22 protein-coding genes are annotated in these 24038 nt (G+C 66.3%); 13 read left to right on the top strand and 9 right to left on the bottom strand.

Annotation, left to right across the window (positions count from 1 at the left end; genetic code table 11):
• Window positions 1-36: 36 nt before the first annotated feature.
• Both AACH06_RS04590 and murJ read right to left on the bottom strand, forming a co-directional pair.
• On the bottom strand, window positions 37-906 hold the full coding sequence (locus AACH06_RS04590; protein ID WP_341424445.1) for a SirB1 family protein: 870 nt from the start codon (window positions 904-906) through the stop codon (window positions 37-39).
• Between the two features lie 85 nt (window positions 907-991).
• Window positions 992-2548, bottom strand: a complete 1557-nt coding sequence (gene murJ, locus AACH06_RS04585; protein ID WP_341424444.1) for a murein biosynthesis integral membrane protein MurJ — start codon at window positions 2546-2548, stop codon at window positions 992-994.
• A gap of 269 nt (window positions 2549-2817) precedes the next feature.
• Between murJ and rpsT the strand changes: the two genes are divergently transcribed.
• Window positions 2818-3114: a 30S ribosomal protein S20 gene (rpsT, locus tag AACH06_RS04580; protein WP_341424443.1), complete on the top strand. Its 297-nt coding sequence runs from the start codon at window positions 2818-2820 to the stop codon at window positions 3112-3114.
• A gap of 303 nt (window positions 3115-3417) precedes the next feature.
• On the opposite strand, the gene AACH06_RS04575 is transcribed toward rpsT, so the two are convergent.
• The gene (locus AACH06_RS04575) at window positions 3418-3753 is read right to left on the bottom strand and encodes a DUF3579 domain-containing protein (RefSeq protein ID WP_341424442.1); all 336 of its coding nucleotides are present in this window, start codon (window positions 3751-3753) and stop codon (window positions 3418-3420) included.
• Between the two features lie 270 nt (window positions 3754-4023).
• Here AACH06_RS04575 and AACH06_RS04570 point away from each other — a divergent pair, with 270 nt between their 5' ends.
• The 5 genes from AACH06_RS04570 to AACH06_RS04550 all read left to right on the top strand — a co-directional run bounded on the left by AACH06_RS04570 (window position 4024) and on the right by AACH06_RS04550 (window position 9215).
• Window positions 4024-5229, top strand: a complete 1206-nt coding sequence (locus tag AACH06_RS04570; RefSeq protein ID WP_341424441.1) for an aspartate aminotransferase family protein — start codon at window positions 4024-4026, stop codon at window positions 5227-5229.
• Between the two features lie 17 nt (window positions 5230-5246).
• Complete coding sequence (gene argF, locus AACH06_RS04565; protein WP_341424440.1) at window positions 5247-6188, top strand: ornithine carbamoyltransferase; 942 nt, start codon at window positions 5247-5249, stop codon at window positions 6186-6188.
• A 423-nt stretch (window positions 6189-6611) separates the two neighbouring features.
• The gene (locus AACH06_RS04560) at window positions 6612-7355 is read left to right on the top strand and encodes a metallophosphoesterase family protein (protein WP_341424439.1); all 744 of its coding nucleotides are present in this window, start codon (window positions 6612-6614) and stop codon (window positions 7353-7355) included.
• Window positions 7356-7365: 10 nt separating this feature from the next.
• Window positions 7366-8868, top strand: coding sequence for a serine/threonine protein kinase (locus AACH06_RS04555; protein ID WP_341424438.1), 1503 nt, complete (start codon window positions 7366-7368; stop codon window positions 8866-8868).
• On the top strand, window positions 8865-9215 hold the full coding sequence (locus AACH06_RS04550) for a YkgJ family cysteine cluster protein (RefSeq protein ID WP_341424437.1): 351 nt from the start codon (window positions 8865-8867) through the stop codon (window positions 9213-9215). Before AACH06_RS04555 ends, AACH06_RS04550 begins: the two co-directional genes overlap by 4 nt.
• A 97-nt stretch (window positions 9216-9312) precedes the next feature.
• On the opposite strand, the gene AACH06_RS04545 is transcribed toward AACH06_RS04550, so the two are convergent.
• Window positions 9313-10629, bottom strand: a complete 1317-nt coding sequence (locus AACH06_RS04545) for an MFS transporter (protein WP_341424686.1) — start codon at window positions 10627-10629, stop codon at window positions 9313-9315.
• A gap of 139 nt (window positions 10630-10768) precedes the next feature.
• On the opposite strand from AACH06_RS04545, the gene cyoA reads away from it, so the two are divergent.
• From cyoA to AACH06_RS04510, 7 genes are all read left to right on the top strand, one after another.
• Window positions 10769-11818 (top strand): ubiquinol oxidase subunit II, encoded by a 1050-nt coding sequence (gene cyoA, locus AACH06_RS04540; protein WP_341424436.1) that lies wholly within the window; start codon window positions 10769-10771, stop codon window positions 11816-11818.
• 53 nt (window positions 11819-11871) lie between these two features.
• Window positions 11872-13866, top strand: coding sequence for a cytochrome o ubiquinol oxidase subunit I (gene cyoB / locus AACH06_RS04535; RefSeq protein WP_341424435.1), 1995 nt, complete (start codon window positions 11872-11874; stop codon window positions 13864-13866).
• A gap of 20 nt (window positions 13867-13886) precedes the next feature.
• The gene (cyoC, locus tag AACH06_RS04530; protein WP_341424434.1) at window positions 13887-14516 is read left to right on the top strand and encodes a cytochrome o ubiquinol oxidase subunit III; all 630 of its coding nucleotides are present in this window, start codon (window positions 13887-13889) and stop codon (window positions 14514-14516) included.
• 220 nt (window positions 14517-14736) lie between these two features.
• On the top strand, window positions 14737-15123 hold the full coding sequence (cyoD, locus tag AACH06_RS04525; protein ID WP_341424433.1) for a cytochrome o ubiquinol oxidase subunit IV: 387 nt from the start codon (window positions 14737-14739) through the stop codon (window positions 15121-15123).
• Between the two features lie 80 nt (window positions 15124-15203).
• Window positions 15204-15980 carry an SURF1 family protein gene (locus AACH06_RS04520; protein ID WP_341424432.1) on the top strand — a complete coding sequence of 259 codons (777 nt, stop codon included), beginning with the start codon at window positions 15204-15206 and terminating at the stop codon, window positions 15978-15980.
• Window positions 15981-16183: 203 nt separating this feature from the next.
• Window positions 16184-17527: an ATP-binding protein gene (locus AACH06_RS04515; protein ID WP_341424431.1), complete on the top strand. Its 1344-nt coding sequence runs from the start codon at window positions 16184-16186 to the stop codon at window positions 17525-17527.
• A complete protein-coding gene (locus tag AACH06_RS04510) occupies window positions 17520-18059 on the top strand; it encodes a response regulator transcription factor (protein WP_341424430.1) in 540 nt (179 codons plus the stop codon). The genes AACH06_RS04515 and AACH06_RS04510 overlap by 8 nt, the downstream gene beginning before the upstream one ends.
• A 146-nt stretch (window positions 18060-18205) precedes the next feature.
• Here AACH06_RS04510 and ftsZ read toward each other — a convergent pair whose 3' ends face one another.
• The 5 genes from ftsZ to murC all read right to left on the bottom strand — a co-directional run bounded on the left by ftsZ (window position 18206) and on the right by murC (window position 24016).
• Entirely contained in the window at window positions 18206-19444 is a 1239-nt protein-coding gene (gene ftsZ / locus AACH06_RS04505) for a cell division protein FtsZ (RefSeq protein WP_341424429.1), read from the bottom strand.
• A 112-nt stretch (window positions 19445-19556) separates the two neighbouring features.
• Window positions 19557-20789, bottom strand: coding sequence for a cell division protein FtsA (gene ftsA, locus AACH06_RS04500; RefSeq protein ID WP_341424428.1), 1233 nt, complete (start codon window positions 20787-20789; stop codon window positions 19557-19559).
• 13 nt (window positions 20790-20802) lie between these two features.
• Window positions 20803-21597 carry a cell division protein FtsQ/DivIB gene (locus AACH06_RS04495; protein ID WP_341424427.1) on the bottom strand — a complete coding sequence of 265 codons (795 nt, stop codon included), beginning with the start codon at window positions 21595-21597 and terminating at the stop codon, window positions 20803-20805.
• 5 nt (window positions 21598-21602) lie between these two features.
• Window positions 21603-22610 carry a D-alanine--D-alanine ligase gene (locus AACH06_RS04490; RefSeq protein WP_341424426.1) on the bottom strand — a complete coding sequence of 336 codons (1008 nt, stop codon included), beginning with the start codon at window positions 22608-22610 and terminating at the stop codon, window positions 21603-21605.
• Window positions 22607-24016 carry a UDP-N-acetylmuramate--L-alanine ligase gene (gene murC, locus AACH06_RS04485; RefSeq protein ID WP_341424425.1) on the bottom strand — a complete coding sequence of 470 codons (1410 nt, stop codon included), beginning with the start codon at window positions 24014-24016 and terminating at the stop codon, window positions 22607-22609. Before murC ends, AACH06_RS04490 begins: the two co-directional genes overlap by 4 nt.
• Window positions 24017-24038: the final 22 nt, after the last annotated feature.

The following is a 24038-nucleotide window of genomic DNA, read 5'->3' as shown; positions in this document are numbered from 1 at the left end:
GTGTGGCCGGCCCTCTCGGCGGGCCCCGGTGGCTGATCAGTGCAGCAGTGGCCGGGGCATGTCGCGCAACTCGGCCAGCATCCGCCGCATGGGCTCGGCATCGGCCGCACCGGGCTGGTGGTCGAGATAGGCGGCCAAGTCGTCGGCCGCCGCGTCGGGCTGCCCGAGTTCAGCCAGGGTGAGGCCGCGGTCGCGGCGCTCGTCCCACGCGTCCGGCAGCAAACAGACCAGCCGGTGCTGCACAGCCAGCAACAGCGGGAAGTCCTCGGCCTGCTGGTGGATCGACTTCAGATTGCGCAGCATGCGCGCGATGATGTCCCGCGGCGACGCCGATTGCAGGAACAACCCCAGCGGCACTTCGAAATCACCCACCAGCCCCTGCTTGCGGCGCAGGGGCTCCAGGCGCTCTTCGAGCTCGTCGCGTGACAACGACCGGCCATTGAACGGGTCCATCACCGCCTCGCCGTTGGGCAAACGCAGCTTGACCAGGAAGTGGCCAGGGAACGACACGCCGCGCGCGACCAGCCCGGCATGTCCGGCCAGTTCGATGTAGACCACCGCCAGCGAGATCGGGATGCCCCGCCGGCTGGCCAGCACTTGGTGCACGTAACTGTTGCCCGCGTCGTAGTAGTCGTTGACGTTGCCGGCAAAACCCAGTTCACGGAAGAAGTAGCGGTTGAGCGTGCGCAACCGGTGCATGGCGCTGGCATCCGCGGGCAGTCGACGGCGCAGCTTTTCGCCCAACGCCTCGATCTCGTCGATCACCGACTGGGTATCCAGGCCGGGCTCGACATCCTGGCCGAGCGAAATGGCGGCCTCCAGCAGCGCGAAATGATCGTCCTCTGCCACCAGCGAGGCGAAATACTCCAGCGGGCTGATGGCTTCCAGGCGCAGCGGGAAACTCATGCCCTGAGTGTAGGACTTTTGACGCCCCTGCCGTCAGGGGCCGGCCCCTCATAGGTTGAGAGGCCTTCCAACCGCCCTCGCGCGTTCAGGCCCGCCGGGCGAACTGGCGCAGGTCGACGCCACTCAGTTTCAGCACGCCGAAGTACGACACGACGGCCGCCACCATCACCCCCGCGAGCCACCCCGCCCGCCAACCGGGCTGCGCCTGCATGCCCAGCCAATCGAGCTCGGCGGAGGCCAGGTACAGCCCGGCGCCCATCAGCACATTGGCAGGCAGCACCCGTGCGACAAATCCCAGCCAGCCGGGTGCGGGCCGGTAATGGCCTTGCCGACGCAGGCCCCACAGCAGCCAGGCGGCGTTCACCATCGCGCCAAGGCCGATGGACAGCGCCAGGCCGGCGTGGCCGAGCCACGGCACGAACAGCAGGTTCATCAATTGGGTGCAGACGAGCACCGCGATTGCGATCCGAACGGGCGTTCGCATGTCCTGCTGGGCAAAAAAGCCAGGCGCGAGCACTTTGACGCCGATGATGCCCATCAAGCCGCAGCCGTAGCCTCGCAGTGCCCCCACCGTCATGGTGACCGCGTTCTCGCTGAACTTGCCGTAGTGGAAGAGCGTCGCGACCAGAGGCTGGGCGAACACCAGCATCGCCACCGCAAAGGGCAACGCCAGCAACACCACCAGGCGCAGGCCCCAATCCAGCTGCGCCGAATACCCTTCATCGTCGTTCTGCGCCCGCTTTGCCGACAACCCCGGGATCAGCACCACACTGAGCGCCACCCCGAGCAAGGCGGTTGGAAACTCCATCAGGCGATCTGCGAAGAACAGATACGACACCGCCCCCGCCCCCAGATGTGACGCGATCTGGGTGTTGATCAGCAGCGACAGTTGCGCCACCGACACCCCGAGCAAGGCAGGCCCCATCTGCTGCAGCACCCGGTGGACGCCTGGGTGTTGCCAGGCCCGACGCCAGGCCGACGGCCCCAGGCCAATGTGCGGCAGACAGCCGATCGCGCGCAGTGCGGGGATCTGAATCGCCAACTGCAACACCCCACCGATCATCACGCCGGCCGACAGCGCGTGGATCGGCTCCATGCCGTGCCGCTGGAGCACCGGGGCCAGCAGCCACATCGACCCGATCATCGAGAGATTCAGCAGCACCGGGGTCGCAGCAGGCAAGGCAAAGCGGCGCCAGGTGTTCAAGATGCCCGCCGACAGGGCCACCAGCGACATGCAGCCGATGTACGGAAACATCCACCGCGTCATGACCACGGCCAGATCGAGCTTTTCCAGGCCCGCCCCAAACATCCAGACGACAAAGGGCGCGCCCACCACACCCACCACACAGGTGATCAGCAGGGCCCAGAACAGCACCGTGGCGACCGCATCGATCAGCGTGCGAGTGACGTCATCGCCGTCGCTGGCTCGGGTGCCGGCCAGAATGGGCACGAAGGCTGCCGAGAAGGCCCCCTCACCGAACAGCCGGCGCAGCAGGTTGGGAATGCGAAAGGCGACCTGAAACGCGTCGGTCAGGGCGCCGGCCCCAAACTGGCTGGCGATGAGCTGGTCGCGCACCAAACCCGTCACCCGGGACATCAGCGTCCACAACGACACTGTCGACGCGGCCTTCAACAGATTCATGGGAGGTAGCGGCGAGGCAGTAGATTGGGCTGAGGGAGGCAGGTGGGGCGCGTTCCGTCGGGCGCACCTGGGCTGGCGAAGGCGGCCAGACAGCCCCTGCGGATGCACCCGAATCGGCTCGGGACGCCCGCGCGGCAGGACGGAAGGCGGCGGATTCTAGCCAGCGGCACACAGCCGCCCCATCCGCCCGGGGATCGCCGAACTTGCGGCAGCTGCTGACGAAATGCTATACTCGACGGTCTTTTCCCACCGGAAATCCCAATACACCCATGGCCACCTCATCCAAAGCCAAGAAGCGCACCGTGCGCCTGGCCTCGGGCCGCAAGCGCGCCCGCCAAGACGTCAAGCTGAACGCCGCCAACTCGTCGCTGCGTTCGAAGTTCCGCACCTCGATCAAGAACGTGCTGAAGGCGGTTGCCGCTGGCGACAAGACCAAGGCCACCGAGATGTTCAAGTCCGCCCAAAGCGTGATCGACTCGATCGCCGACAAGGGCCTCTTCCACAAGAACAAGGCTGCTCGCCACAAGAGCCGCCTGTCGGCCAAAGTCAAGGCGCTGGCCGCCTGAGATTATTCCTGGTGGGAATGCAAAGGGCTCGCTTGCGAGCCCTTTTTTGCGTCCATCTGCCCGCGCCGCAGTGCCGATCGAGCCCCGCACAAGGGGCGCGCGCTGAGTCTTCTCTTTGGCGCGCATTGCGGTTGCCCACCTCACATCCCTCGGCCAAGCCGGGAAGCCCAGCCGTCTGCTCGCTCAGCACTCCCACCTGGTCTTGATCAGAGGCCGTTGGTGGACCATGGCTCGTTGCCGATGGTCGACCCCGCCCATTCAGGCCGGAAGGCCTCAACCGGCATCCGGTGAGGCATCGCCGCGTCAAAGACCCGGGCGTGCTCGCGGAGGATCGGGCAGCAGGCAGGCCTCTGCCACCTGCAGGCCATTGTCACGGGCAAAGTTCATCACGAAATCCCAGGCCATCGGCTCGATCTCGCGCAACGCCTCGTTGACGATCACGCACTTGATGCCGTTGATGACCCGCGGCACGCAATAGGGTGAGTAGCCGATGTGGGCACCGGGCCCGCCCACCACGCCACCGGGCCTGAAACAGGACATGGCGCCAGCCAACCGCTCGGCCCAATCGCTGGGCCGGAACGTACGGCCTTCCTGCGTGAGGCCTTGGATGAAAACTTCGCGGGGCTTGGGCAAAGACATCGGCGGGACTGGTCGACACCTGCTCGACAGGGAGGCGTCAACGGCGAAAGGCGTATTGTGCCCTGAGTTGTTGCGCCGCAGCATCAGGCCAGAACAAACCCTTTCACACTGAGCGAGACGTCCTCATTCGGCTGGCTGAATGCAGGCCAGGCCGCCGAGACGACACCCGCTTCGCGGAGCGAACGAGGCCACCTTTAGAATCGATCGAGGGCTGGCGCGTGAGCAAGCTGACGCGTCCAGCCCTTCTCTTTTTCCATTGGAGATGCCCCCATGACCGCTTCGATGCCGCACGTGATGAACACTTACGGCCGCCTGCCGATCGCCCTGTCGCACGGGGTGGGTTGCCGAGTCTGGGACACCAACGGCAAACAGTATCTCGACGGCCTGGGCGGCATCGCTGTCAACACGCTGGGCCACGCTCACCCCAAGCTGGTGGCCGCACTGCAGGATCAGGTCGGCAAGCTGATCCACTGCTCGAACTACTACGAGAACCCGTTGCAGGAACGCCTGGCCGCGATGCTGTGCGAGTTGTCCGGGCTGGAGGCCGCGTTCTTCTGCTCCACCGGCCTCGAAGCCAATGAGGGCGCGCTGAAGATCGCGCGCAAATTCGGCCACGACAGAGGCATTGCAAGACCCGAGATCATCGTGTTCGAGAAGGCTTTCCATGGCCGATCGATCGCGACGCTATCGGCCACCGGCAACCCGAAGGTGCAGGCCGGCTTCGAGCCCCTGGTCGAGGGCTTCGTTCGGGTGCCGCTGAACGACATCGATGCGGTGAAGGCCGTCGCCGCCAACAACCGGAACGTCGTCGCCGTGTTCCTGGAGACGATCCAGGGCGAAGGCGGCATCCACGCTGCGAGATGGGACTACCTGCGCAGCCTGCGACAGCTGTGCGATGAGCAGAACTGGCTGCTGATGCTCGACGAGGTGCAATGCGGTGTCGGCCGCACCGGCAAATGGTTTGCCCACCAATGGGCCGGGATCAAGCCCGACGTCATGCCGCTGGCCAAAGGCCTGGGTTCGGGTGTTCCGGTGGGCGCCATCGTGGTGGGTGAGCGTGCGAAGAACGTGCTGGGCCCAGGCAACCATGGCACCACCTTCGGCGGCAACCCGTTGTCGATGCGCGGGGGCATCGAAACGCTGGAGATCATGATCGCCGATGGCCTGCTGTCCAACGCGGCCCAGGTGGGCGCCCATCTGAAGGGCGCGTTGGAAGCCGCACTGGCCGGCGTGCCAGGGGTCCAGCAGATCCGCGGCGCAGGCTTGATGCTGGGCATCGAGCTGGACCGCCCCTGCGGCGTGATCCTGTCGCGGGCGATGGAAGCCGGCCTGCTGCTCAGCGTGACCGCCGACAGCGTGATCCGCCTGGTCCCGCCACTCATCTTGAGCGTGGCCGAAGCCGACGAGATCGTCGCCCTCCTGGCCCCCTTGGTGAAGGCCTTCCTGGCCGAAAGCGCCCCCACCCCACAGCCATGAAACCGGGCTACAGCCTCATGAAGCACTACCTCCAGTTCAAGGATTTCCGGGCCGAGGAATACGCCTATCTGTTCGAACGTGTGCGCGTCATCAAGCAGCGCTTCAAGAACTACGAGAAGTACCAGCCGCTGGTCGATCGCACGTTGGCGATGATCTTCGAGAAAGCCAGCACCCGTACTCGCGTCAGTTTCGAGGCGGGCATGTACCAGATGGGTGGCTCGGTGGTGCACCTGACCACCGGCGACAGCCAGTTGGGCCGTGCCGAGCCGATCGAGGATTCCGCGCGCGTGATCAGCCGAATGGTCGACCTGGTGATGATTCGCACCTTCGAGCAGACCAAGATCGAGCGTTTCGCCGCGCACTCGCGGGTGCCGGTCATCAACGGCCTGACGAACGAGTTCCACCCGTGCCAGATCCTGGCCGACCTCTTCACCTATCTCGAGCACCGCGCCCCGATCGGCGCTCGCGGCTTCGAGATGGACAGCCTCAAGGGCAAGGTGGTCGCCTGGGTCGGCGATGGCAACAACATGGCCAACACCTGGCTGCAAGCGGCCGAGATCCTGGGTTTCACGGTGCATGTCAGCACACCCAGCGGCTATGAGGTCGATCCCAAGGTGGCTGGCATCTCCAGCACGGGTTGCTTCAAGGTCTTCAATGATCCGATCGAGGCCTGCCGTGGCGCCCACCTGGTGACCACCGACGTGTGGACCAGCATGGGTTATGAAGCCGAGAACGAAACCCGCCTCAAGGCCTTTGCCGACTGGTGCGTTGACGCCGACATGATGGCCGTCGCCCAGCCCGACGCGCTGTTCATGCATTGCCTGCCGGCCCACCGCGGCGAAGAAGTCACCGCCGAAGTGATCGACGGCCCCCAATCCGTCGTCTGGGACGAGGCTGAAAACAGAATGCACGTGCAGAAGGCACTCATGGAGTACCTTCTGCTCGGCCGGATTGGCTGAAGGCCAAGCCGGTGGCCCGTCAGGGCCAGCATCCTGTTTCGGCGCAGGCTCACGTCCGCTTGCGGATGTGAAGCGGCCTTCAGGCCACGGGCCGCAGCCAAAATCGCATGCACGTGCAGAAGGCACTCATGGAGTACCTTCTGCTCGGCCGGATTGGCTGAAGGCCAGGCCGGTGGCCCTTCAGGGCCAGCATCCTGTTTCGGTGCAGGCTCACGTCCGCTTGCGGATGTGAAGCGGCCTTCAGGCCGCGGGCCGCAGCCAAAATCGCATGCACGTGCAGAAGGCACTCATGGAGTACCTTCTGCTCGGCCGGATTGGCGCATAGCCTGACTTTCAGCCGCCAGTGTGGTGGTCCAGGCACACCGCGCCTCAGCCTGACGTCAGCCCTGCTCGGCAAGATGCCGGGCTGGAGACAATCAGGCCATGAAACTCGCCTTGATCACCGACCTGCACGCCAACCGCGAGGCGGTGCAGTCGGTGCTGGACCATGCCAAAGCGCAAGGAGCCCAGCGCTACGCCTTTCTGGGCGACTACGTCGGCTACGGCGCCGATCCGGCATGGGTGGTCGATACGGTCATCGCCCACGTCAAGGAGGGGGCGATCGCCGTCGGCGGCAACCATGACGCCGGCACAACCCGCGGCCCTTCGCCGAACATGCGCGTCGACGCACGACGGGTGATCGAATGGACGCAGCAGCAGCTGCAGGAGCATCAGCTGGCGTTCCTGCGCGAGCTGCCGTTGTCCAAGGTGGACGACGACATGCTGTTCGTTCACGCCAACGCTTTTGCGCCGGCGGAGTGGGAGTACATCCAGGGGCGCATCGAAGCGGTGCGCAGCCTGCACGCCACCCCTTGCCACTACACCTTCTGTGGGCACATGCACGAGCCCAAGCTGTTCCATCTGTCGGGCACCGGCAAGGCGGGTGAATTCGTGCCGACACCGGCCGTGCCCATCCCCGTGCCGCCGCACCGGCAGTGGTTGGTGATCCCCGGCTCCGCCGGGCAACCGCGGGATGGCAACCCGGCCGCCTGCTACGCAATGTTCGACCGCCCGGCGCAGACGCTGACCTTCCACCGGGTGCCCTACGACCATGAAGCCGCCGCGCAGAAGATCCGTCAAGCAGGCTTGCCATCGGTGCTGGCCGATCGCCTGGCGCACGGCGAATGACGAGGCCACGTTGAACGCACCGACGCCCCCCTTGCCGCCAGCGCCCCCGCTGCCCCCAGCCTCGGCGCCCCGCCCCCCTTTGGCCGCGGGTCAGGTGATCGACCAGTTCCGGCTGGAAGAGTCCCTGCACCAGGGCGGCATGGCGACCTTGTGGCGCGTCACCCCCCTCGACGCGGAAGGCGAGCCGGTGACGGCCGACACACCGCTGATCATGAAGGTCCCGCGCATCAAGGGTGGCGAAGATCCGGCCACGATCGTCGGCTTCGAGGTCGAGCGGATGATCATGCCGATGCTCAGCGGCCCGCACGTGCCGAAGTTCGTCGCCAAGGGCGATTTCACGCGGCAGCCCTACATCGTGATGGAGCACATCCCGGGCCCCTCGCTGCGCCCGCGCCTGGACGACGCGCCCCTGGCGCTCGACGAGGTGGTGGAGATCGGCTCGCGCGTGGCAGACGCACTGCACGATCTGCACCGGCAGCATGTCGTGCATTTGGACATCAAGCCCAGCAACATCCTCTTTCGCGCGGACGGCACGGCGGTGCTGATCGACTTCGGGTTGTCGCGCCACGATCACCTGCCCGACCTGCTGGACGAAGAGTTCACCCTGCCGATGGGCACCGGGCCCTACATGTCGCCCGAACAGGTGCAGTTCGTGCGCCATGACCCCCGCAGCGATCTGTTTGCGCTGGGCGTCATGCTGTACCACTTCACCACCGGCGAGCGGCCGTTCGGCGCGCCGGAATCGGTGCAGGGCCTGCGTCGGCGTCTCTACCTTGACCCGGTGCCGCCGCGAGCGCTTCGCGCCGATTGCCCGCCTTGGCTGCAAGAGGTGATCCTCAAGTGCCTGGAGGTGAAGCCCGAGAACCGCTACCAGAGTGCCGCTCAGTTGGCGCTGGCGCTGCAGGATCCGGCACAGGTCCCGTTGACCAAACGCTCGGCGAAGTTGCAGCGCAGCAGCGCGTTCAAGCGCTTCAAGCGCTGGTTCTTCGCCTTGGGGGCCGAGCCCGATGCCCGTCCCACCAACGCGACCGAAGTGGTGAAGAAAAGCCCGATCGTGATGGCCGCGGTGGATGTCGAATCCGCCAGTGCCACCTTGCTGGAAGAGCTGCGCGAAACGGTTCGGCGGATCGTGCTGACCGAGCCCGGCGCCCGGCTCGCCTGCGTCAGCGTGATGCGAACCGCCCGCATCGGCATGGATGAGCTCACCGACGAGCACGGCCAGAGCCTGCACGTGAAGCAACTGGTCGCGCTGAAGCACTGGGCCCGGCCGATCAGCAAGTCACTCAACCTCGACGAAGGCCGGCTCACGTTCCATGTGCTGGAGGCCCCGGATGCGGCCACCGCGATCGTCGACTTCGCGCGCCGCAACCACATCGACCACATCGTCATGGGCGCCCGCGGCAATTCGGCGCTGCGCCGCTATCTGGGCAGCGTCTCGTCGCAGGTGGTGGCCGAATCCGACTGCACCGTCACCGTGGTGCGGGCGGCCGAACCAAGCGCCACAGCCGAATGAGCGCCACGGAAGGCGAAACCGGCAACCCCTGCATCAGGTGCGGCGCCTGCTGCGCCAGTTTTCGGGTGGACTTCGCCCGCGATGAGCTGGAGAGCAACGGCGGTACGGTGCCCGATGGGCTGGCCGTGGAGGTGACGGCCGCCACCTGTCGCATGCGGGGTACCGACCACGCCTCGCCCCGCTGCGCGGCCCTGACCGGGCGCGTGGGCCAAAACGCCCGCTGCGGCATCTACGAGTGGCGCCCCGGCCCTTGCCGCGAATTCGGGGTGCTGGCGCCCCTCGGCCGCGGCGACGCTGCCTGCGCGCGGGCACGAGCCCGCCACGGCCTGGCCCCCCTGCCCGAGTAGGCCGAGCGCATCCCGCGTCACCTATGAAAAAGACCGGCCAGAAGCCGGTCTCACGTGTGAGTCGGAGCCAGGAAGGCCCGTCGGAGGTTGGGCGGCCTCAGTCGCGCACCGCCGACAGGGCCTTGTTGGCGCGCAGGGCCAGCAAGGTGCAGATCGCGCCTGTCATCAGGTACAGGCTCACGGCAATCAGGCCGAATTTCGCACCCAGGCCCAAGGCCAGCAGCGGCGCAAACGCGGCGCCGACCAGCCACGCCAAGTCCGCCGACAGGGCCGCACCGGTGTAGCGGAAGTGCGGCAGGAAGTTCGAGGTCACCGCGCCCGCCGCCTGGCCGTAGGACAGGCCCAGCAGCACGAAGCCGATCAGGATGAACGTGTCTTCACCGGCGATACCCCCGCCCAGCAACGCGGGCGTCACCAAGCTGAACAACCCGATCAGCACGGCGAGACCGCCCAGCGTGCGACGGCGGCCCACACGGTCGGCCACCCAACCGGACAGCGGCATCGCCGCGGCCGCCAGCACCGCCCCCACCAGCTCGATCGCCATGAACTGGCCCACCGACTGCTCGGAGTACAGCATGATCCAGGACAGCGGGAAGACCGTGACCAGGTGGAACAGCGCATAGCTGGCCATGGCGGCAAACGCGCCAATCACCACGTTGTGGCCCTGCTCGGCAAACAGCTCGCCAACGTCGCACGGGTCCAGCTCGTGCAGCTCGAGCTGGCGTTCGTACTCATGGGTGACCACCAGGCGGAGGCGGGCGAACAGCGCCACCACGTTGATCGCGAACGCGGCAAAGAACGGGTAGCGCCAGCCCCAGGTGAGGAAATCCGGCGCGCTCAGGTTGGCCCACAAGTAGGCGAACACCCCGCAGGCCACGAAGAAGCCGATCGGCGCGCCGAGCTGGCCGAGCATCGCGTACCAGCCGCGCTTGTGCTCCGGCGCGTTCAGCGCCAACAGCGAGGGCAGGCCGTCCCATGAGCCCCCAAGCGCCAGGCCCTGGCCAATCCGGCACAACATCAGCAGCGCGATCGCCGCCGAACCGGCCTGTTCGTAGCCGGGGAGCAACGCCATGCCCACCGTCGAGCTGCCCAAAAGGAAGAGCGACACCGTCAGCTTGGCGCTGCGCCCGAACCGGCGCTGGATCTGCATGCTGACCACCGTGCCGACCGGCCGCACCACGAAGGCCACGGCGAACAGCGCGAAGGAATACAGCGTGCCGAGCAGACGGTCGGCGAAGGGAAAGAAGACCGGCGGGAACACCAGCACCGAGGCGATGCCGTAGACGAAGAAATCGAAATACTCAGACGCCCGGCCGATCACCACGCCGACCGCGATGTCGCCGGGAGCGACATCCGCATCGGCCGGCCGGCTGGCACCGGAGGAGGAGTTGGAGGGACCGTGAAAAGTTGGCAAAACGGCGGCGGAAGAGGGGGCGGCAAACGGCTGGTTCACGGGCACCTGGGACAAATTGTCCAATCGTTGATTTGGGTCAATCAGGATAGATTCCGTGCCGCTGCGCAACTAGCGTTTTCCCGCGCGCTCGGTAACCCTGATGTATCTCCTACGCTCACTTTCCAGCACCACGGCCCGCCTGGGTCTGGCCGGCCTTGCGCTGGGCCTCACCGGCTGCGACACGGTGGTGATGAAGCCGCACGGCGACATTGCTGTCCAACAAGCGCAACTCATCGTCACCTCGACGCTGCTGATGTTGCTGATCATCGTACCCGTGATCGCGTTGACTTTGTTCTTCGCTTGGCGTTATCGCCAATCCAACACGGAAGCGACCTACACCCCCGATTGGGACCACTCCACCCGACTGGAGCTGATCATCTGGGGCGCGCCGCTGCTGATCATCATTGCGCTGGGTGCCATCACCTGGATCAGCACCCACAAGCTCGACCCCTATCGCCCGCTTGATCGCATCGATGCCGAGCGCCCGCTGCCGGCCGACGTGAAGCCGCTGGTGGTGCAGGTGGTGGCGCTCGACTGGAAGTGGCTGTTCCTCTACCCCGAGCAAGGCATCGCCACCGTCAACGAGCTGGCAGCGCCTGTGGACCGCCCGATCCAGTTCCGCATCACGTCTTCGAATGTGATGAACGCGTTCTACGTGCCGGCGCTGGCCGGCATGGTGTACGCGATGCCTGGCATGGAGACCAAGCTGCACGCGGTGATCAACAAGGCCGGCGACTACGAAGGCCTGTCGGCCAACTACAGTGGCGCAGGTTTCTCCAAGATGCGTTTCCGCTTTCTGGGCCTGTCGGACGCCGACTTCGACAAGTGGGTGGCCTCCAACCGCGAGCAAGGCAGCAAGCTGGACGGCGGCATCTATCAGCAACTCGAACAACCGAGCGAGGGCGATCCCGTCCGCCGATATGGCACGGTCGAGGCCGGCTTGTTTGGCGCCATCGTTAACCGCTGCGTTGACGGCCAGAAGATGTGCATGCACCAGATGATGGCCATCGATGCCGAGGGCGGCACCGGCAAGCCCGGCATCGCCGGCCTGATGCGCCAGCCGTGGCGCGATGAAGAACGTTTGGTGGTCGCGGGCCTGTGCACGCCGACCAACCTGCTGGGCGAGCCGCTGCCCACCGCCAAGCCCTGATCCTGTGAGCCGCGCGCGCCCCCGAGCGGGCGCCGCCGGCAACGAGAGCCAAGATGTCCACCGACTCGAGCAATCTGATCCTCGGCCGCCTCAGCTGGGAGGCCGTGCCCTACCACGAGCCCATCCTCGTGGCCACTTTCGCGATGGTCGCCCTCGGCGGCCTCGCGCTGCTGGCGGTCATGACGAAGTTCCGCCTCTGGGGCCCCCTGTGGCGAGACTGGGTCTGCAGCATCGACCACAAGAAGATCGGCATCATGTACATCGTGCTGGGTGTGGTCATGCTGCTGCGTGGCTTCGCCGACGCGCTGATGATGCGAGCCCAGCAGGCCATCGCCTTCGGTGACCAGGCCGGCTTCCTGCCCCCGCACCACTACGACCAGGTCTTCACCGCCCACGGCGTGATCATGATCTTCTTCGTGGCGATGCCGCTGGTCACCGGCTTCATGAACTACGTGGTGCCGCTGCAGATCGGCGCGCGCGACGTGGCCTTCCCCTTCCTGAACAACTTCAGCTTCTGGATGACCACCGGCGGCGCCGTGCTGGTGATGATTTCGCTGTTCATCGGCGAGTTCGCCAAGACCGGCTGGCTGGCCTACCCGCCTCTGTCGGGCATCTTGCAGAGTCCGGATGTGGGGGTGGACTACTACCTGTGGTCCCTGCAGGTGGCCGGTATCGGCACCACGTTGTCCGGCATCAACCTGATCGCCACCATCATCAAGATGCGTGCCCCCGGCATGGCGATGATGAAGATGCCGGTCTTCACCTGGACCTCGCTGTGCACCAACGTGCTGATCGTGGCGACGTTCCCGGTGCTGGCCGCGGCGCTGGCTCTGTTGACCGCTGACCGTTACCTGGGCACCGCGTTCTTCACGAACGACCTCGGCGGCAACGCGATGCTCTACGTGAACTTGATCTGGATCTGGGGCCACCCCGAGGTCTACATCCTGGTGCTGCCGGTGTTCGGCATCTTCTCGGAAGTGGTCTCCACCTTCTCGCGCAAGCGCCTGTTCGGCTATGCGTCGATGGTGTACGCCACGGTGGTGATCACGATCCTGTCGTACCTGGTGTGGCTGCACCACTTCTTCACGATGGGCTCGGGTGCCAGCGTGAACTCGTTCTTCGGCATCACCACGATGATCATCTCGATCCCGACCGGCGCGAAGATCTTCAACTGGCTGTTCACGATGTACCGCGGCCGCATCAAGTTCGAAGTGCCGATGCTCTGGACGGTGGGCTTCATGGTCACCTTCGTGATCGGCGGCATGACCGGCGTGCTGCTCGCCGTGCCGGCAGCCGACTTCGTGCTGCACAACAGCCTGTTCCTGATCGCTCACTTCCACAACGTGATCATCGGCGGCGTGGTGTTCGGCATCTTCGCCGGCATCAACTACTGGTTCCCGAAGGCCTTCGGCTACAAGCTCGATCCGTTCTGGGGCAAGTGCTCGTTCTGGTTCTGGCTGGTCGGCTTCTGGGTCGCCTTCACGCCGCTGTACGTGCTGGGCCTGATGGGCGTCACCCGTCGCATGAGCCACTTCGACGATCCCTCGCTGCAGATCTGGTTCCAGATCGCCGCGTTCGGCGCCGTGCTCATCGCCTTCGGCATCGGCTCGTTCCTGATCCAGCTGGTGGTCAGCTTCATGAAGCGTGAGCAACTGCGCGACGTGACCGGCGATCCTTGGGAAGGCCGCACGCTGGAATGGTCGACCGCCTCGCCGCCGCCCGACTACAACTTCGCGTTCACGCCGGTCGTGCACGAGCAGGACGCCTGGCACGACATGAAGCAGCGTGGCCACCAGCGCCCGACGCAAGGCTTCAAGCCGATCCACATGCCGAAGAACACGGCAGCCGGCTTCGTGATCGCGATGCTGGCCACCGCTTGCGGCTTCACGCTGGTCTGGCACATGTGGCTGCTGGCCGGCCTGAGCTTCGCGGCCACCGTCATCGCCGCCATCGTCCACACCTTCAACTACGACCGCGACTACCACATCGCGGCCGATGAGGTCACTCGCAGCGAAGACGCCCGCACCACGGCGTTGTCGGCGGGCTGACGCGCCGGAGCATCGATTCCATGACTGCAACCACGCTTTCCCCGGCCACTGCCGCGGGCACCGCGCCGGTCTTCTACGACGACGGCAGCCACCATCCGCAGCAAGGCACGCTGCTGGGCTTCTGGCTCTACCTGATGAGCGACTGCCTGGTGTTCGCGGTGCTGTTCGCCGTGTACGCCGTGCTCGGCCGCAACTACGCCGCGGGCCCCTCGGGTGCCGACCTGTTCAACTTGCCTCTGGTGGCGGCGAACACCGCGCTGCTGCTGTTCTCGTCCATCACCTACGGCTTCGCGATGATCGCGATGCAGCACAACCGCAAGACGGGCGTGCTGATCTGGCTGGCCATCACCGGCATGTTCGGCCTGGGCTTCCTGGGTCTGGAGCTGTACGAGTTCCACCACCTGATTCACGAAGGTGCCGGCCCCTGGCGCAGCGCCTTCCTGTCGTCGTTCTTCACGCTGGTGGGCACCCACGGCCTGCACGTCACCTTCGGCTGCATCTGGCTGGTGGTGCTGATGCTGCAGGTGGGCAAGCTGGGCCTGACGCGCGAGAACAAGCGCCGCCTGATGTGCCTGTCGATGTTCTGGCACTTCCTGGACGTGGTCTGGATCGGCGTGTTCACCTTCGTCTACCTGATGGGGAGTTTGTGAGCCCCCACGCCCCCTTCCGGGGACTGCCTTTCAGGCCGCGCCGATCCAGAGGCTCGGCCCTCCGCCAGGCACGAACAGTCTTCAGGACTGTTCATGTCCGGGCGAAGCCCCTCAAGGGGGCTCTTGCAGCGGACCGGCCAAGCCGGCCCGGCGCAAGCGACTTGATGGGCGGCGGCTCCAGCGGAGCGCCGCGATGGACAGCGCAGCTTTTGAGACTCTTATGAGCGAACACATCCACCACGACGATCATCACCACGACGACGACGGCGGCGGCTACCACGCCACTGTCGAGGGCTACCTGGTCGGCTTCCTGCTGTCGGTGGTGCTGACGGCGATCCCGTTCTGGCTCGTGATGGGCAATGTGATGTCGTCGCCCAAGGTGACGGCCTTCGTGATCCTCGGCTTTGCCGCGGTGCAGATGGTCGTGCACATGATCTATTTCCTGCACCTCAACGCCAAGGTCGAGGGCGGTTGGTCGCTGCTGGCCCTCACCTTCACCGCCGCGCTGGTGGTGATCATGTTGTCCGGGTCGATCTGGGTGATGTATCACCTGAACACCAACATGATGCCGGCGGCCGATCCGCAGGTGATGCGTAACATGCCATGAGCCTCAGCCCCGCCCGGACGTCCGAAGGGGCCCGGCCCCTGATGGACGGGGCGGGCCTCCGGTCAGGGGCTGTTTCTGCCGTGTACGGTCACATCCCCTCCCCTCGCTCATTGCGCCGCCTGGCCGCCTGGTCGGCGGCGTTGGCGTTGGCGTTCGCCGTTTTCGTGGCACTGGGCGTGTGGCAGGTGCAGCGGCTGGCCTGGAAGGAAGGCCTCATCGCCCGCGTCGAGCAGCATCGCCACGCCAAGCCCCAACCCGCGCCGGGGCCCGACGCCTGGGCCCATCTCACCCGCGAAGCCGATGAGTACCGCCGCGTGGTTGTCGAAGGCCGCTTTGATCACCAACGCAGCACGCTCGTCACCGCCACCACCGAGCTGGGCAGCGGCTACTGGGTGCTGACTCCGCTGCTGCGAAAAGACGGCAGTTGGCTGCTGGTCAACCGCGGCTTCGTGCCAGTAGACCGGCGTGAATCGGTGGTGAATGACGCCACCGCCAACGGCGACGAGAACGTGATCGGGCTGCTGCGCTTCACCGAGCCGGGCGGCGCCTTCCTGAGGCAGAACGACGCAGCATCGGGCCGCTGGTACTCGCGTGACGTGGGTGCCTTGGCGGCCTCGCTGCAATTGGGGCCCGTGGTGGCGCCTTATTTCATCGACCAGGTCGCCCCGCACGCAGCGGCGCATGCGCCCGCTCCGGCCGGCGCCCGGGAATGGCCCCGTGCAGGCATGACGGTCGTGCAATTCAGCAACAACCACCGCATCTACGCGGCCACCTGGTTCGCCCTGGCCGCGATGGCCGCTTGCGCGTTTGCCTACCTCGTTCTGGACGAGCGGCGTCTGAGAAGCCTGGCTCGCTGATCGGCGAGCACGGGCCCGGCCCCATCTCGGACCCTCAGCGACATCGCCGGCTTCACCGAAGTCGGCCGATACTGTCGGCTTGGGTTGCCTACCCGGTGAGGTGGCACCGACGAGGGCGATCGGTGGCCCCAACCTGCATCGTCGCATTCGGCTTTTCGTCCGCCCCCCACCCGCCCCGACCATGAAGCCCGGAGACCCCTGCCTTGGCCACTGCAGACGCTGAAGACGCTACTGGCCAGCCACCGCTGGGTGAAGTCAGCAAGGTGCCAGAGCGCCTGGCTGGCCGGAAAAACCTGCTGCAGTTGATCCAGCTTCGTTGGCTGGCGGTCGCCGGTCAGTTGGTGACCATCCTCGCGGTGAATTTCCTGCTGGGCGTGGATCTGCCGCTGGTGCCGATGCTCACCCTGCTGGGCTCGCTGGTGCTGTTCAACCTCGCGAGCCTGCAGCGCAGCCGGTTGTCGCTGCCGGTGAGCCACGGTGAGTTGTTCGCCGGCATGCTGGTGGACGTGGGCGTGCTGACGGCGCAGTTGTTCTTCTCAGGCGGCATCACCAACCCCTTCATCTACCTGTATCTGCTGCAGGTCGCCGTCAGCTCGGTGCTGCTGCGGCCCCGCTATGTGTGGGTGATCGTGGCCGCCACCAGCCTGGGGTTCGTGCTGCTCACACGCTGGCATCGCCCATTGCCGGTGCCCCACCTGGTCAACCCGGCGCTGTCATCGCAGTACATCGCGGGCCTGGTGCTGTGCTACCTGCTCACGGCCTCGCTGCTGGTGATCTTCATCGGTCGCATCAGCCGCAACCTGCGACAGCGCGACGCCAGCCTCGCCGCCCTGCGACAGCGCGCCGCCGAAGAAGAGCACATCGTCCGGATGGGCCTGCTGGCCACGGGCGCCGCTCACGAACTGGGCACGCCGCTGGCCACGCTGTCGGTCATCCTGGGCGACTGGGCACGCATGGCGCCCTTTGCCGGCGAGCCCGAGCTGCGCGAAGAGATCGAAGAGATGCAGGTGCAGATCCAACGCTGCAAGACGATCGTCAGCGGCATCCTCATGTCCGCCGGGCGCACTCGGGGCGAAGCGCCGGTGGAAACCACGTTGCACGCATTCCTGGACGACCTGGTGCAGCATTGGCGCAGCACCCGTTCGGGCAACGAGCTGCGCTACGTGCGCCACGGTGTGCCGGACCTGCCATTGATCTCCGACGTGGCCTTGAAGCAGATGATCGACAACGTGCTGGACAACGCCCGAGAGGCAGCGCCCAGCTCGCCACTGACCTTGAGCGTGCGCTGTGATGACGACACGCTGACCTTGGCCGTGCAAGACCACGGACCGGGCTTTGCAGCACCGATGCTCGAATTCTTTGGCAAGCCCTATCAATCGAGCAAGAACCGGCCCGGTGGCGGCATGGGCCTGTTCCTCTCGGTCAACGTCGCCCGAATGCTGGGCGGACAAATCGCCGCGCACAACCTGCCGGAGGGCGGCGCCGAGGTCATCATCAGCCTGCCTTTGAGTTCGTTGATGCCGGCGGAGTGGACACCGAATGAGTGATGAAGCCCGTCAACTGCTGATCGTCGAAGACGACGATGCTTTCGCCCGCACGCTGACCCGTTCGTTCGAGCGGCGGGGCTACGGGGTGCTGCGCGCGACCGACCTGGAAAGCGTGCGCGCGCTGCTGACCCAGCATCGCCCGGGCTATGCGGTGGTCGATCTGAAGCTGGCCGCCGGCAGCTCTGGCCTGGCGTGTGTGCAGCTGCTGCACGAGCACGACGAGGACCTGGTGATCGTGGTGCTGACCGGCTATGCCAGCATCGCCACCGCCGTCGAGGCCATCAAGCTCGGCGCCCGCCACTACCTGGCCAAGCCGGCCAACACCGACGACATCGAGGCCGCCTTTTCACGCGCCGAGGGCGACACCGAGGTCGAGCTCACCGAGCGCACCACCTCGATCAAGACGCTCGAGTGGGAGCGCATCCACGAAACGCTGGCGGAGACCGGCTTCAACATCTCCGAAACCGCCCGGCGCCTCGGCATGCACCGGCGCACGCTGGCCCGCAAGCTGGAAAAGCAACGCGTCAAGTAGACCGTCAGGCCGCAGGTCAAACGAGAAGGGGCCACCCGCTGGGGTGGCCCCTTTTCGCATCAAGCGGCGTGCGCGGATCCGGCTCCGCCGGTCCGCCGCGCGGGCCCCCACGGGGGCAGGCCCCCGGAGGGGCCGTGGGGCCCTAATCAATCAGCCTGCTTGCGCAAGAACGCCGGGATCTCGATCTCGTCCATGCCGTTGCTCGACAGCGCTTCGACCTTCGCTGCGGCTTGGGTACGGCCGGTGCGCCAAACGCTGGGCGTGGCGAGCTGGCTGTAGTCCTGTTGCGGCATGGCCGGCTGGGCCACGGTCGACGCACTTCCCATCGCGCCCGGGTGCCCCACCGGGTTGTTCAGCAGCGGCAGGTTGTCGGTGCCGGTGCGCAGGGCCGGCTGGCTCTGCACCACCGTCAGCGGGGCCTGGGCGCGGCGGATCGACGACAGGCCGGTGGCGATGACCGTGACGCGCAGTTGGTCGCCCAGGCTGTCGTCGTAGGCGGTGCCGTAGATCACGTGCGCATCTTCCGCAGCGTAGCGGCGGATGGTGTTCATCGCGTTCTTGCTCTCGGCCAGTTTGAAGGTCGAGCGGGCCGCCGCAATCAGCACCAGCACGCCACGCGCGCCGGAGAGGTCGATGCCTTCCAGCAGCGGGCAGGCCACAGCGGCTTCGGCGGCCTTGTGGGCACGGTCTGGCCCGCTGGCGATGGCGGTCCCCATCATCGCCTTGCCCGGCTCGCTCATCACCGTCTTCACGTCTTCGAAGTCGACGTTAACCAGGCCCGGGATGTGGATGATGTCGCTGATGCCGCCGACGGCGTTCTTCAGCACGTCGTTGGCATGCGCGAAGGCCTGGTCCTGGGTGACGTCGTCGCCCAGCACTTCGAGCAGCTTCTCGTTGAGCACCACGATCAGCGAGTCGACGTTGGCTTCGAGCTCGGCCACCCCGGAATCGGCTTGCTTGCTGCGGCGGCCGCCTTCGAAATCGAAGGGCTTGGTCACCACACCGACGGTGAGGATGCCCATTTCGCGCGCCACACGGGCGATCACTGGTGCAGCGCCGGTGCCGGTGCCACCGCCCATGCCGGCGGTGATGAACAGCATGTGGGCGCCGTCGATGGCCTCGCGGATGCGATCCACCGCCTCTTCAGCGGCCGACTTGCCGACGTCGGGCTTCGAGCCTGCACCCAGGCCGGAGTGGCCCAGTTGCACCAGCGTGCCGGCCGCGCTGCGGTTCAGCGCCTGGGCATCGGTGTTGGCGCAGATGAACTCCACGCCTTGCACCCCCTGGGCAATCATGTGCTCGACGGCATTGCCGCCCCCACCCCCGACACCGATCACCTTGATCTGCGTGCCTTGGTCGAATTCTTCGATCATCTCGATGGGCATTTGAACCTCCGTCGTCTATGTTGCAGTTGCCGTACTACTTACCGTTTGCTTCCCAAGATCACGGCCCCGTGTTCAGGGCTCTCGTCTTCGCTTCAGGTCGTTTGAAAGAACATCAGAAATTTCCCAGCAGCCAGTCCTTGGCCCGGCCGAACATCGTCTTCACCGAGCCGGCCTGCTGCGCGGCCTTGTGGCCTCGCGTGTGAGCCAGGCGAGCTTCCTCGAGCAGGCCCATCACGGTGGCCGAGCGTGGGTTGGCCACCATGTCGAACAGGGCGCCTGAGTAGGTCGGCAGGCCCTTGCGAACGGGCTTGAGGAAGATGTCCTCGCCCAGCTCGACCATGCCTGGCATCACCGCGGTGCCGCCGGTGATCACGATCCCCGAGGAGAGCAGCTCTTCGTAGCCGGAATCGCGGATCACCTGGTGCACCAGCGAATAGATCTCTTCCACCCGCGGCTCGATCACGCCGGCCAGCGCCTGGCGGCTGAGCATGCGGGGCACGCGGTCGCCCAGGCCCGGCACTTCCACCTGCTCGCCCGGGTCGGCCAGCAACTGCTTGGCCACGCCGTACTCGACCTTGATCTCTTCAGCATCTTTGGTCGGCGTGCGCAGCGCCATCGCGATGTCGCTGGTGATCAGGTCGCCGGCGATGGGGATGACCGCCGTGTGGCGGATCGAACCGCCGGTGAAGATGGCCACGTCGGTGGTGCCGGCGCCGATGTCGACCACCGCCACGCCGAGATCCTTCTCGTCGTCCGTCAGCACCGCCGCCGCCGAGGCGGTAGGCGACAGCGCGAGTTGCTCGACTTCGAGACCGCAGCGCCGCACGCACTTCAGGATGTTCTCGGCAGCACTTTGCGCACCGGTGGCGATGTGCACCTTCACCTCCAGCCGGCTGCCGCTCATGCCGATCGGCTCTTTCACCTCGTGGCCGTCGATCACGAACTCTTGCGACTCCACCAGCAGCAGCCGTTGGTCGTTCGGGATGTTGATGGCCTTGGCCGTCTCGATCACGCGCGCCACGTCCACCGGCGTCACTTCGCGGTTGTCGCGCACGATCACCATGCCGGTGGAATTCTGGCCGCGGATGTGGCTGCCGGTGATGCCGGTGTAGACGCGTTCGATCTTGCAGGCGGCCATCATCTCGGCCTCTTTCAAGGCCTGCTGGATCGACTGCACCGTCGCATCGATGTTCACGACGACCCCGCGCTTGAGGCCGTGCGAGCTGGCCACTCCCAGCCCGGCGACGCGCAGTTCGCCACCCGGCATGACTTCGGCCACCACCGCCATCACTTTGGCGGTGCCGATGTCGAGCCCGACGACGAGATCCTTGTATTCCTTGGCCATCAGTGCATATCCCTCATTCGTTCGCCTCGCTCGCCGCAGCCACCGGTGAGAGCGGGCCCTTCAAGCGCAACGCGTAGCCATCGGCATGGCGCAGGTCGGCGTGATCCCAGTTGCGGCGCTGCCGTGCGGTGACCTGGGTCACGGTACGCACGAAGCGTGACACGCGGGCCACCACCTCTTCGTCGGTGCCTCGACCCATCTCGATCTCGGCCCCGTTGTCCAATTCCAGCTGCCAAGAGCCCCGGCCCGACAGGGCCAGCCGCGCCGGTGCAAGATCGAGTGGCTTGAGCACCGGCAGCAGCCGGCGGTACATCTCCAGCACCGAAGCCGCAGCCGCATCGTCTTCACCGGCGAACTCCGGCAGGTTGTCGTCGTCCACATCGCCGAGGTTGGCTTCGAAGACCTCGCCGTGCGAGTTGACGAGGCGGTCATTGCCTTCGTCGCCCTTCCACACCGCCACGGGGTGGTGCTCTTCCATCTTCACCACCAGACGGTTCGGGAACACGCGATGGACCACCGCGTGGCGCACCCAGGGCACGCTCTCGAAGGCGCGCCGCGCTGCCTGCAGGTCGAGGGTGAAATAGTTGCCTGCCAGGCGCGGGGCGGCGTTGGCCCGGATGGTGGCCGCGCTGTTGCGCGTGACCTCACCCTCCAGGCGGATCGAGCGGAACGCGAACATCGGCTGGCGCGCAAACCAGGCCGCCCCCGCCGCGAGCAGCACCGTACCCGCGAGCACGATGATCGCCAGCGCGGTGGCGTTCATCATGCGCACGTCGGGCGGCAGTGGGCTGGCGGCAGCGGTGGCCATGGTGCTCAGGCCCCTCCCGATCGTTCAGCCGATGCGGCGGCTGCCTGGTGTTGAACGGCGCTGTCCAGCGTGGCGCCGGCCAGCAGGTGCAGGCACAGCAACTCGTAGCTGAGACCGGTGGCCGCCGCAGATTTCGGCACCAGCGAATGGCTGGTCATGCCAGGAGACGTGTTCATCTCCAGCAAGAAGGGCTTGCGATCGCTGGCGCGGATCATCAGATCGGCACGACCCCAACCGCGGCAACCCAGCAGCCGATAGGCCTGGACGACGATGCGCTGGATCTCGGCTTCCTCGTGTGCGGGCAGGCCGCTCGGGACGAGGTAGCGGGTGTCGTTGGAGACGTACTTGTGTTCGTAGTCGTAGTTGCCGTCAGGCGCCACGATGCGAATCACCGGCAGAGCGACGGCGGCCTCACCCTCCCCAAGCACGGGGCAGGTGACTTCCTCGCCGTCGATGAATTCTTCGCACAGCACGTCGGAATCGAATTGTGCGGCGTGAGTGACCGCTTCGAGCATCCCGGAATACCCCGCCACCTTGCTCACGCCGAAAGACGAGCCTTCTCGTGCAGGTTTCACGATCAACGGCAGGCCCAGGTCGTCGGGCACGGTTCGCACGATTTCGCGGGCGTGTTGCCCGGCAGCGAGCAGCTTGTAGCGCGGTGTGGGCAGGCCTTCGGCGATCCACACGCGCTTGGTCATGACCTTGTCCATCGCAATGGCCGAAGCCATCACGCCGGATCCGGTGTAGGGAATGCCCAACAGTTCCAATGCCCCTTGCACCGTCCCGTCTTCCCCATGGCGGCCATGCAGCGCAATGAAGCAGCGGGAGAAGCCCTCGGCCTTGAGGTCGGACAACGGTCGTTCCGAGGGGTCGAAGGCATGCGCATCCACACCCTGCGAGCGCAGCGCCGCCAGCACCCCGTTGCCGGACATGTGCGAAACCGGCCGCTCGGCGGAATCGCCGCCCATCAGCACGGCCACCTTGCCCAGTGTCTTCACGTCGATCTGATTCATGCGGCCCCTCCGGCCAGCTCGACCACCTGCGCCGGCACGGCGCCGATCGAACCGGCTCCCATCGCGATGACCACGTCGCCATCGCGCGCGAAGCTGCAGATCTCTGCCGGCAGCTCCGTCACACCATCCACGAACACCGGGTCCACCTTGGCGGCCACCCGCAGCGCGCGCACCAGCGCGCGGCCGTCGGCCGCCACGATGGGCGCTTCGCCCGCGGGATACACCTCGGTCAGCAGCACCGCATCGGCCTGGCCCATCACCTTCACGAAGTCTTCGAAGCAGTCGCGCGTCCGGGTGTAGCGGTGCGGCTGGAAGGCCAGCACCAGGCGCCGGCCCGGAAAGGCACCGCGTGCGGCGGCCAGCACCGCGGCCATCTCGACCGGGTGGTGACCATAGTCGTCGATCAGCGTGAAGCGGCCGCCGTCCTTGGCGGCCAACTCACCGTAGCGCTGGAAGCGGCGCCCCACGCCGCTGAACTGAGCCAGCGCACGCACGATCGGCTCGTCCGGCAGCTCCAGCTCCGTGGCGATCGCGATCGCCGCCAGGGCATTGCGCACATTGTGCTCGCCCGGCAGGTTCAGCGTGATGGCCAGGGGCGGCATGGACACGCCGTTGCGCCGCTGGCAGGTGAAACGCATCTGGCCGCCCGGCAGCGCCTGCACGTCCACCGCCCGCACCTGCACGTCTTCACCGAAGCCGTAGGTGATGACAGGCCGCGAGACCATCGGCACGATGCTCTTCACGCCGGGGTCGTCACCGCAGAGGATGGCCGCGCCATAGAACGGCATGCGGTGGATGAAATCGACGAAGGCCTGCTTCAGCTTGGCGAAGTCGTGGCCATAGGTGTCCATGTGATCGGCGTCGATGTTGGTGACGACGCTGAGGATGGGCATCAGGTTCAGGAATGACGCATCCGACTCATCGGCCTCGACGACGATGAAGTCGCCCGAGCCCAGGCGCGAGTTGGCGCCGGCGGAATTGAGCTTGCCGCCGATCACGAAGGTGGGGTCCACACCCGCTTCAGCCAGCACGCTGGTCACCAGCGAGGTGGTCGTCGTCTTGCCATGGGTGCCGGCGATTGCGATGCCCTTCTTCAGGCGCATCAGCTCGGCCAGCATCACCGCGCGGGGCACCACCGGCACGCGGTGTGCGCGGGCGGCGATCACCTCGGGGTTGTCGCCCTTCACGGCGGTCGAGATCACCACGGCCTGGGCGCCGTCGATGTACGACGCCTCGTGCCCCAGGTGGATGCGGATGCCCAGGCCGGCCAGGCGCCGGGTGGTGGCGGTGTCTGACTGATCGGAGCCCGACACCACATAGCCCAGGTTGTGCAGGATCTCGGCGATGCCGCTCATGCCGGCGCCACCGACGCCCACGAAATGGATGTGCTTGACGGCGTGCTTCATGAGACGCACCTCCTGCCCATCG

It is taken from the genome of Ideonella lacteola (assembly GCF_038066555.1).
GTDB lineage: Bacteria > Pseudomonadota > Gammaproteobacteria > Burkholderiales > Burkholderiaceae_C > Ideonella > Ideonella lacteola.
The sequence above is the reverse complement of the archived record's forward strand: the minus strand, read 5'-3'. Positions and strand labels throughout refer to the sequence as shown.

Coding starts and splice junctions, on each gene's coding strand:
- AACH06_RS04590 (WP_341424445.1), bottom strand. CDS start 906: ATGAGTTTCCCGCTGCGCCTGGAAGCCATCAGCCCGCTGGAGTATTTC.
- murJ (WP_341424444.1), bottom strand. CDS start 2,548: ATGAATCTGTTGAAGGCCGCGTCGACAGTGTCGTTGTGGACGCTGATG.
- rpsT (WP_341424443.1), top strand. CDS start 2,818: ATGGCCACCTCATCCAAAGCCAAGAAGCGCACCGTGCGCCTGGCCTCG.
- AACH06_RS04575 (WP_341424442.1), bottom strand. CDS start 3,753: ATGTCTTTGCCCAAGCCCCGCGAAGTTTTCATCCAAGGCCTCACGCAG.
- AACH06_RS04570 (WP_341424441.1), top strand. CDS start 4,024: ATGACCGCTTCGATGCCGCACGTGATGAACACTTACGGCCGCCTGCCG.
- argF (WP_341424440.1), top strand. CDS start 5,247: ATGAAGCACTACCTCCAGTTCAAGGATTTCCGGGCCGAGGAATACGCC.
- AACH06_RS04560 (WP_341424439.1), top strand. CDS start 6,612: ATGAAACTCGCCTTGATCACCGACCTGCACGCCAACCGCGAGGCGGTG.
- AACH06_RS04550 (WP_341424437.1), top strand. CDS start 8,865: ATGAGCGCCACGGAAGGCGAAACCGGCAACCCCTGCATCAGGTGCGGC.
- cyoA (WP_341424436.1), top strand. CDS start 10,769: ATGTATCTCCTACGCTCACTTTCCAGCACCACGGCCCGCCTGGGTCTG.
- cyoB (WP_341424435.1), top strand. CDS start 11,872: ATGTCCACCGACTCGAGCAATCTGATCCTCGGCCGCCTCAGCTGGGAG.
- cyoC (WP_341424434.1), top strand. CDS start 13,887: ATGACTGCAACCACGCTTTCCCCGGCCACTGCCGCGGGCACCGCGCCG.
- cyoD (WP_341424433.1), top strand. CDS start 14,737: ATGAGCGAACACATCCACCACGACGATCATCACCACGACGACGACGGC.
- AACH06_RS04510 (WP_341424430.1), top strand. CDS start 17,520: ATGAGTGATGAAGCCCGTCAACTGCTGATCGTCGAAGACGACGATGCT.
- ftsZ (WP_341424429.1), bottom strand. CDS start 19,444: ATGCCCATCGAGATGATCGAAGAATTCGACCAAGGCACGCAGATCAAG.
- ftsA (WP_341424428.1), bottom strand. CDS start 20,789: ATGGCCAAGGAATACAAGGATCTCGTCGTCGGGCTCGACATCGGCACC.
- AACH06_RS04495 (WP_341424427.1), bottom strand. CDS start 21,597: ATGGCCACCGCTGCCGCCAGCCCACTGCCGCCCGACGTGCGCATGATG.
- AACH06_RS04490 (WP_341424426.1), bottom strand. CDS start 22,610: ATGAATCAGATCGACGTGAAGACACTGGGCAAGGTGGCCGTGCTGATG.
- murC (WP_341424425.1), bottom strand. CDS start 24,016: ATGAAGCACGCCGTCAAGCACATCCATTTCGTGGGCGTCGGTGGCGCC.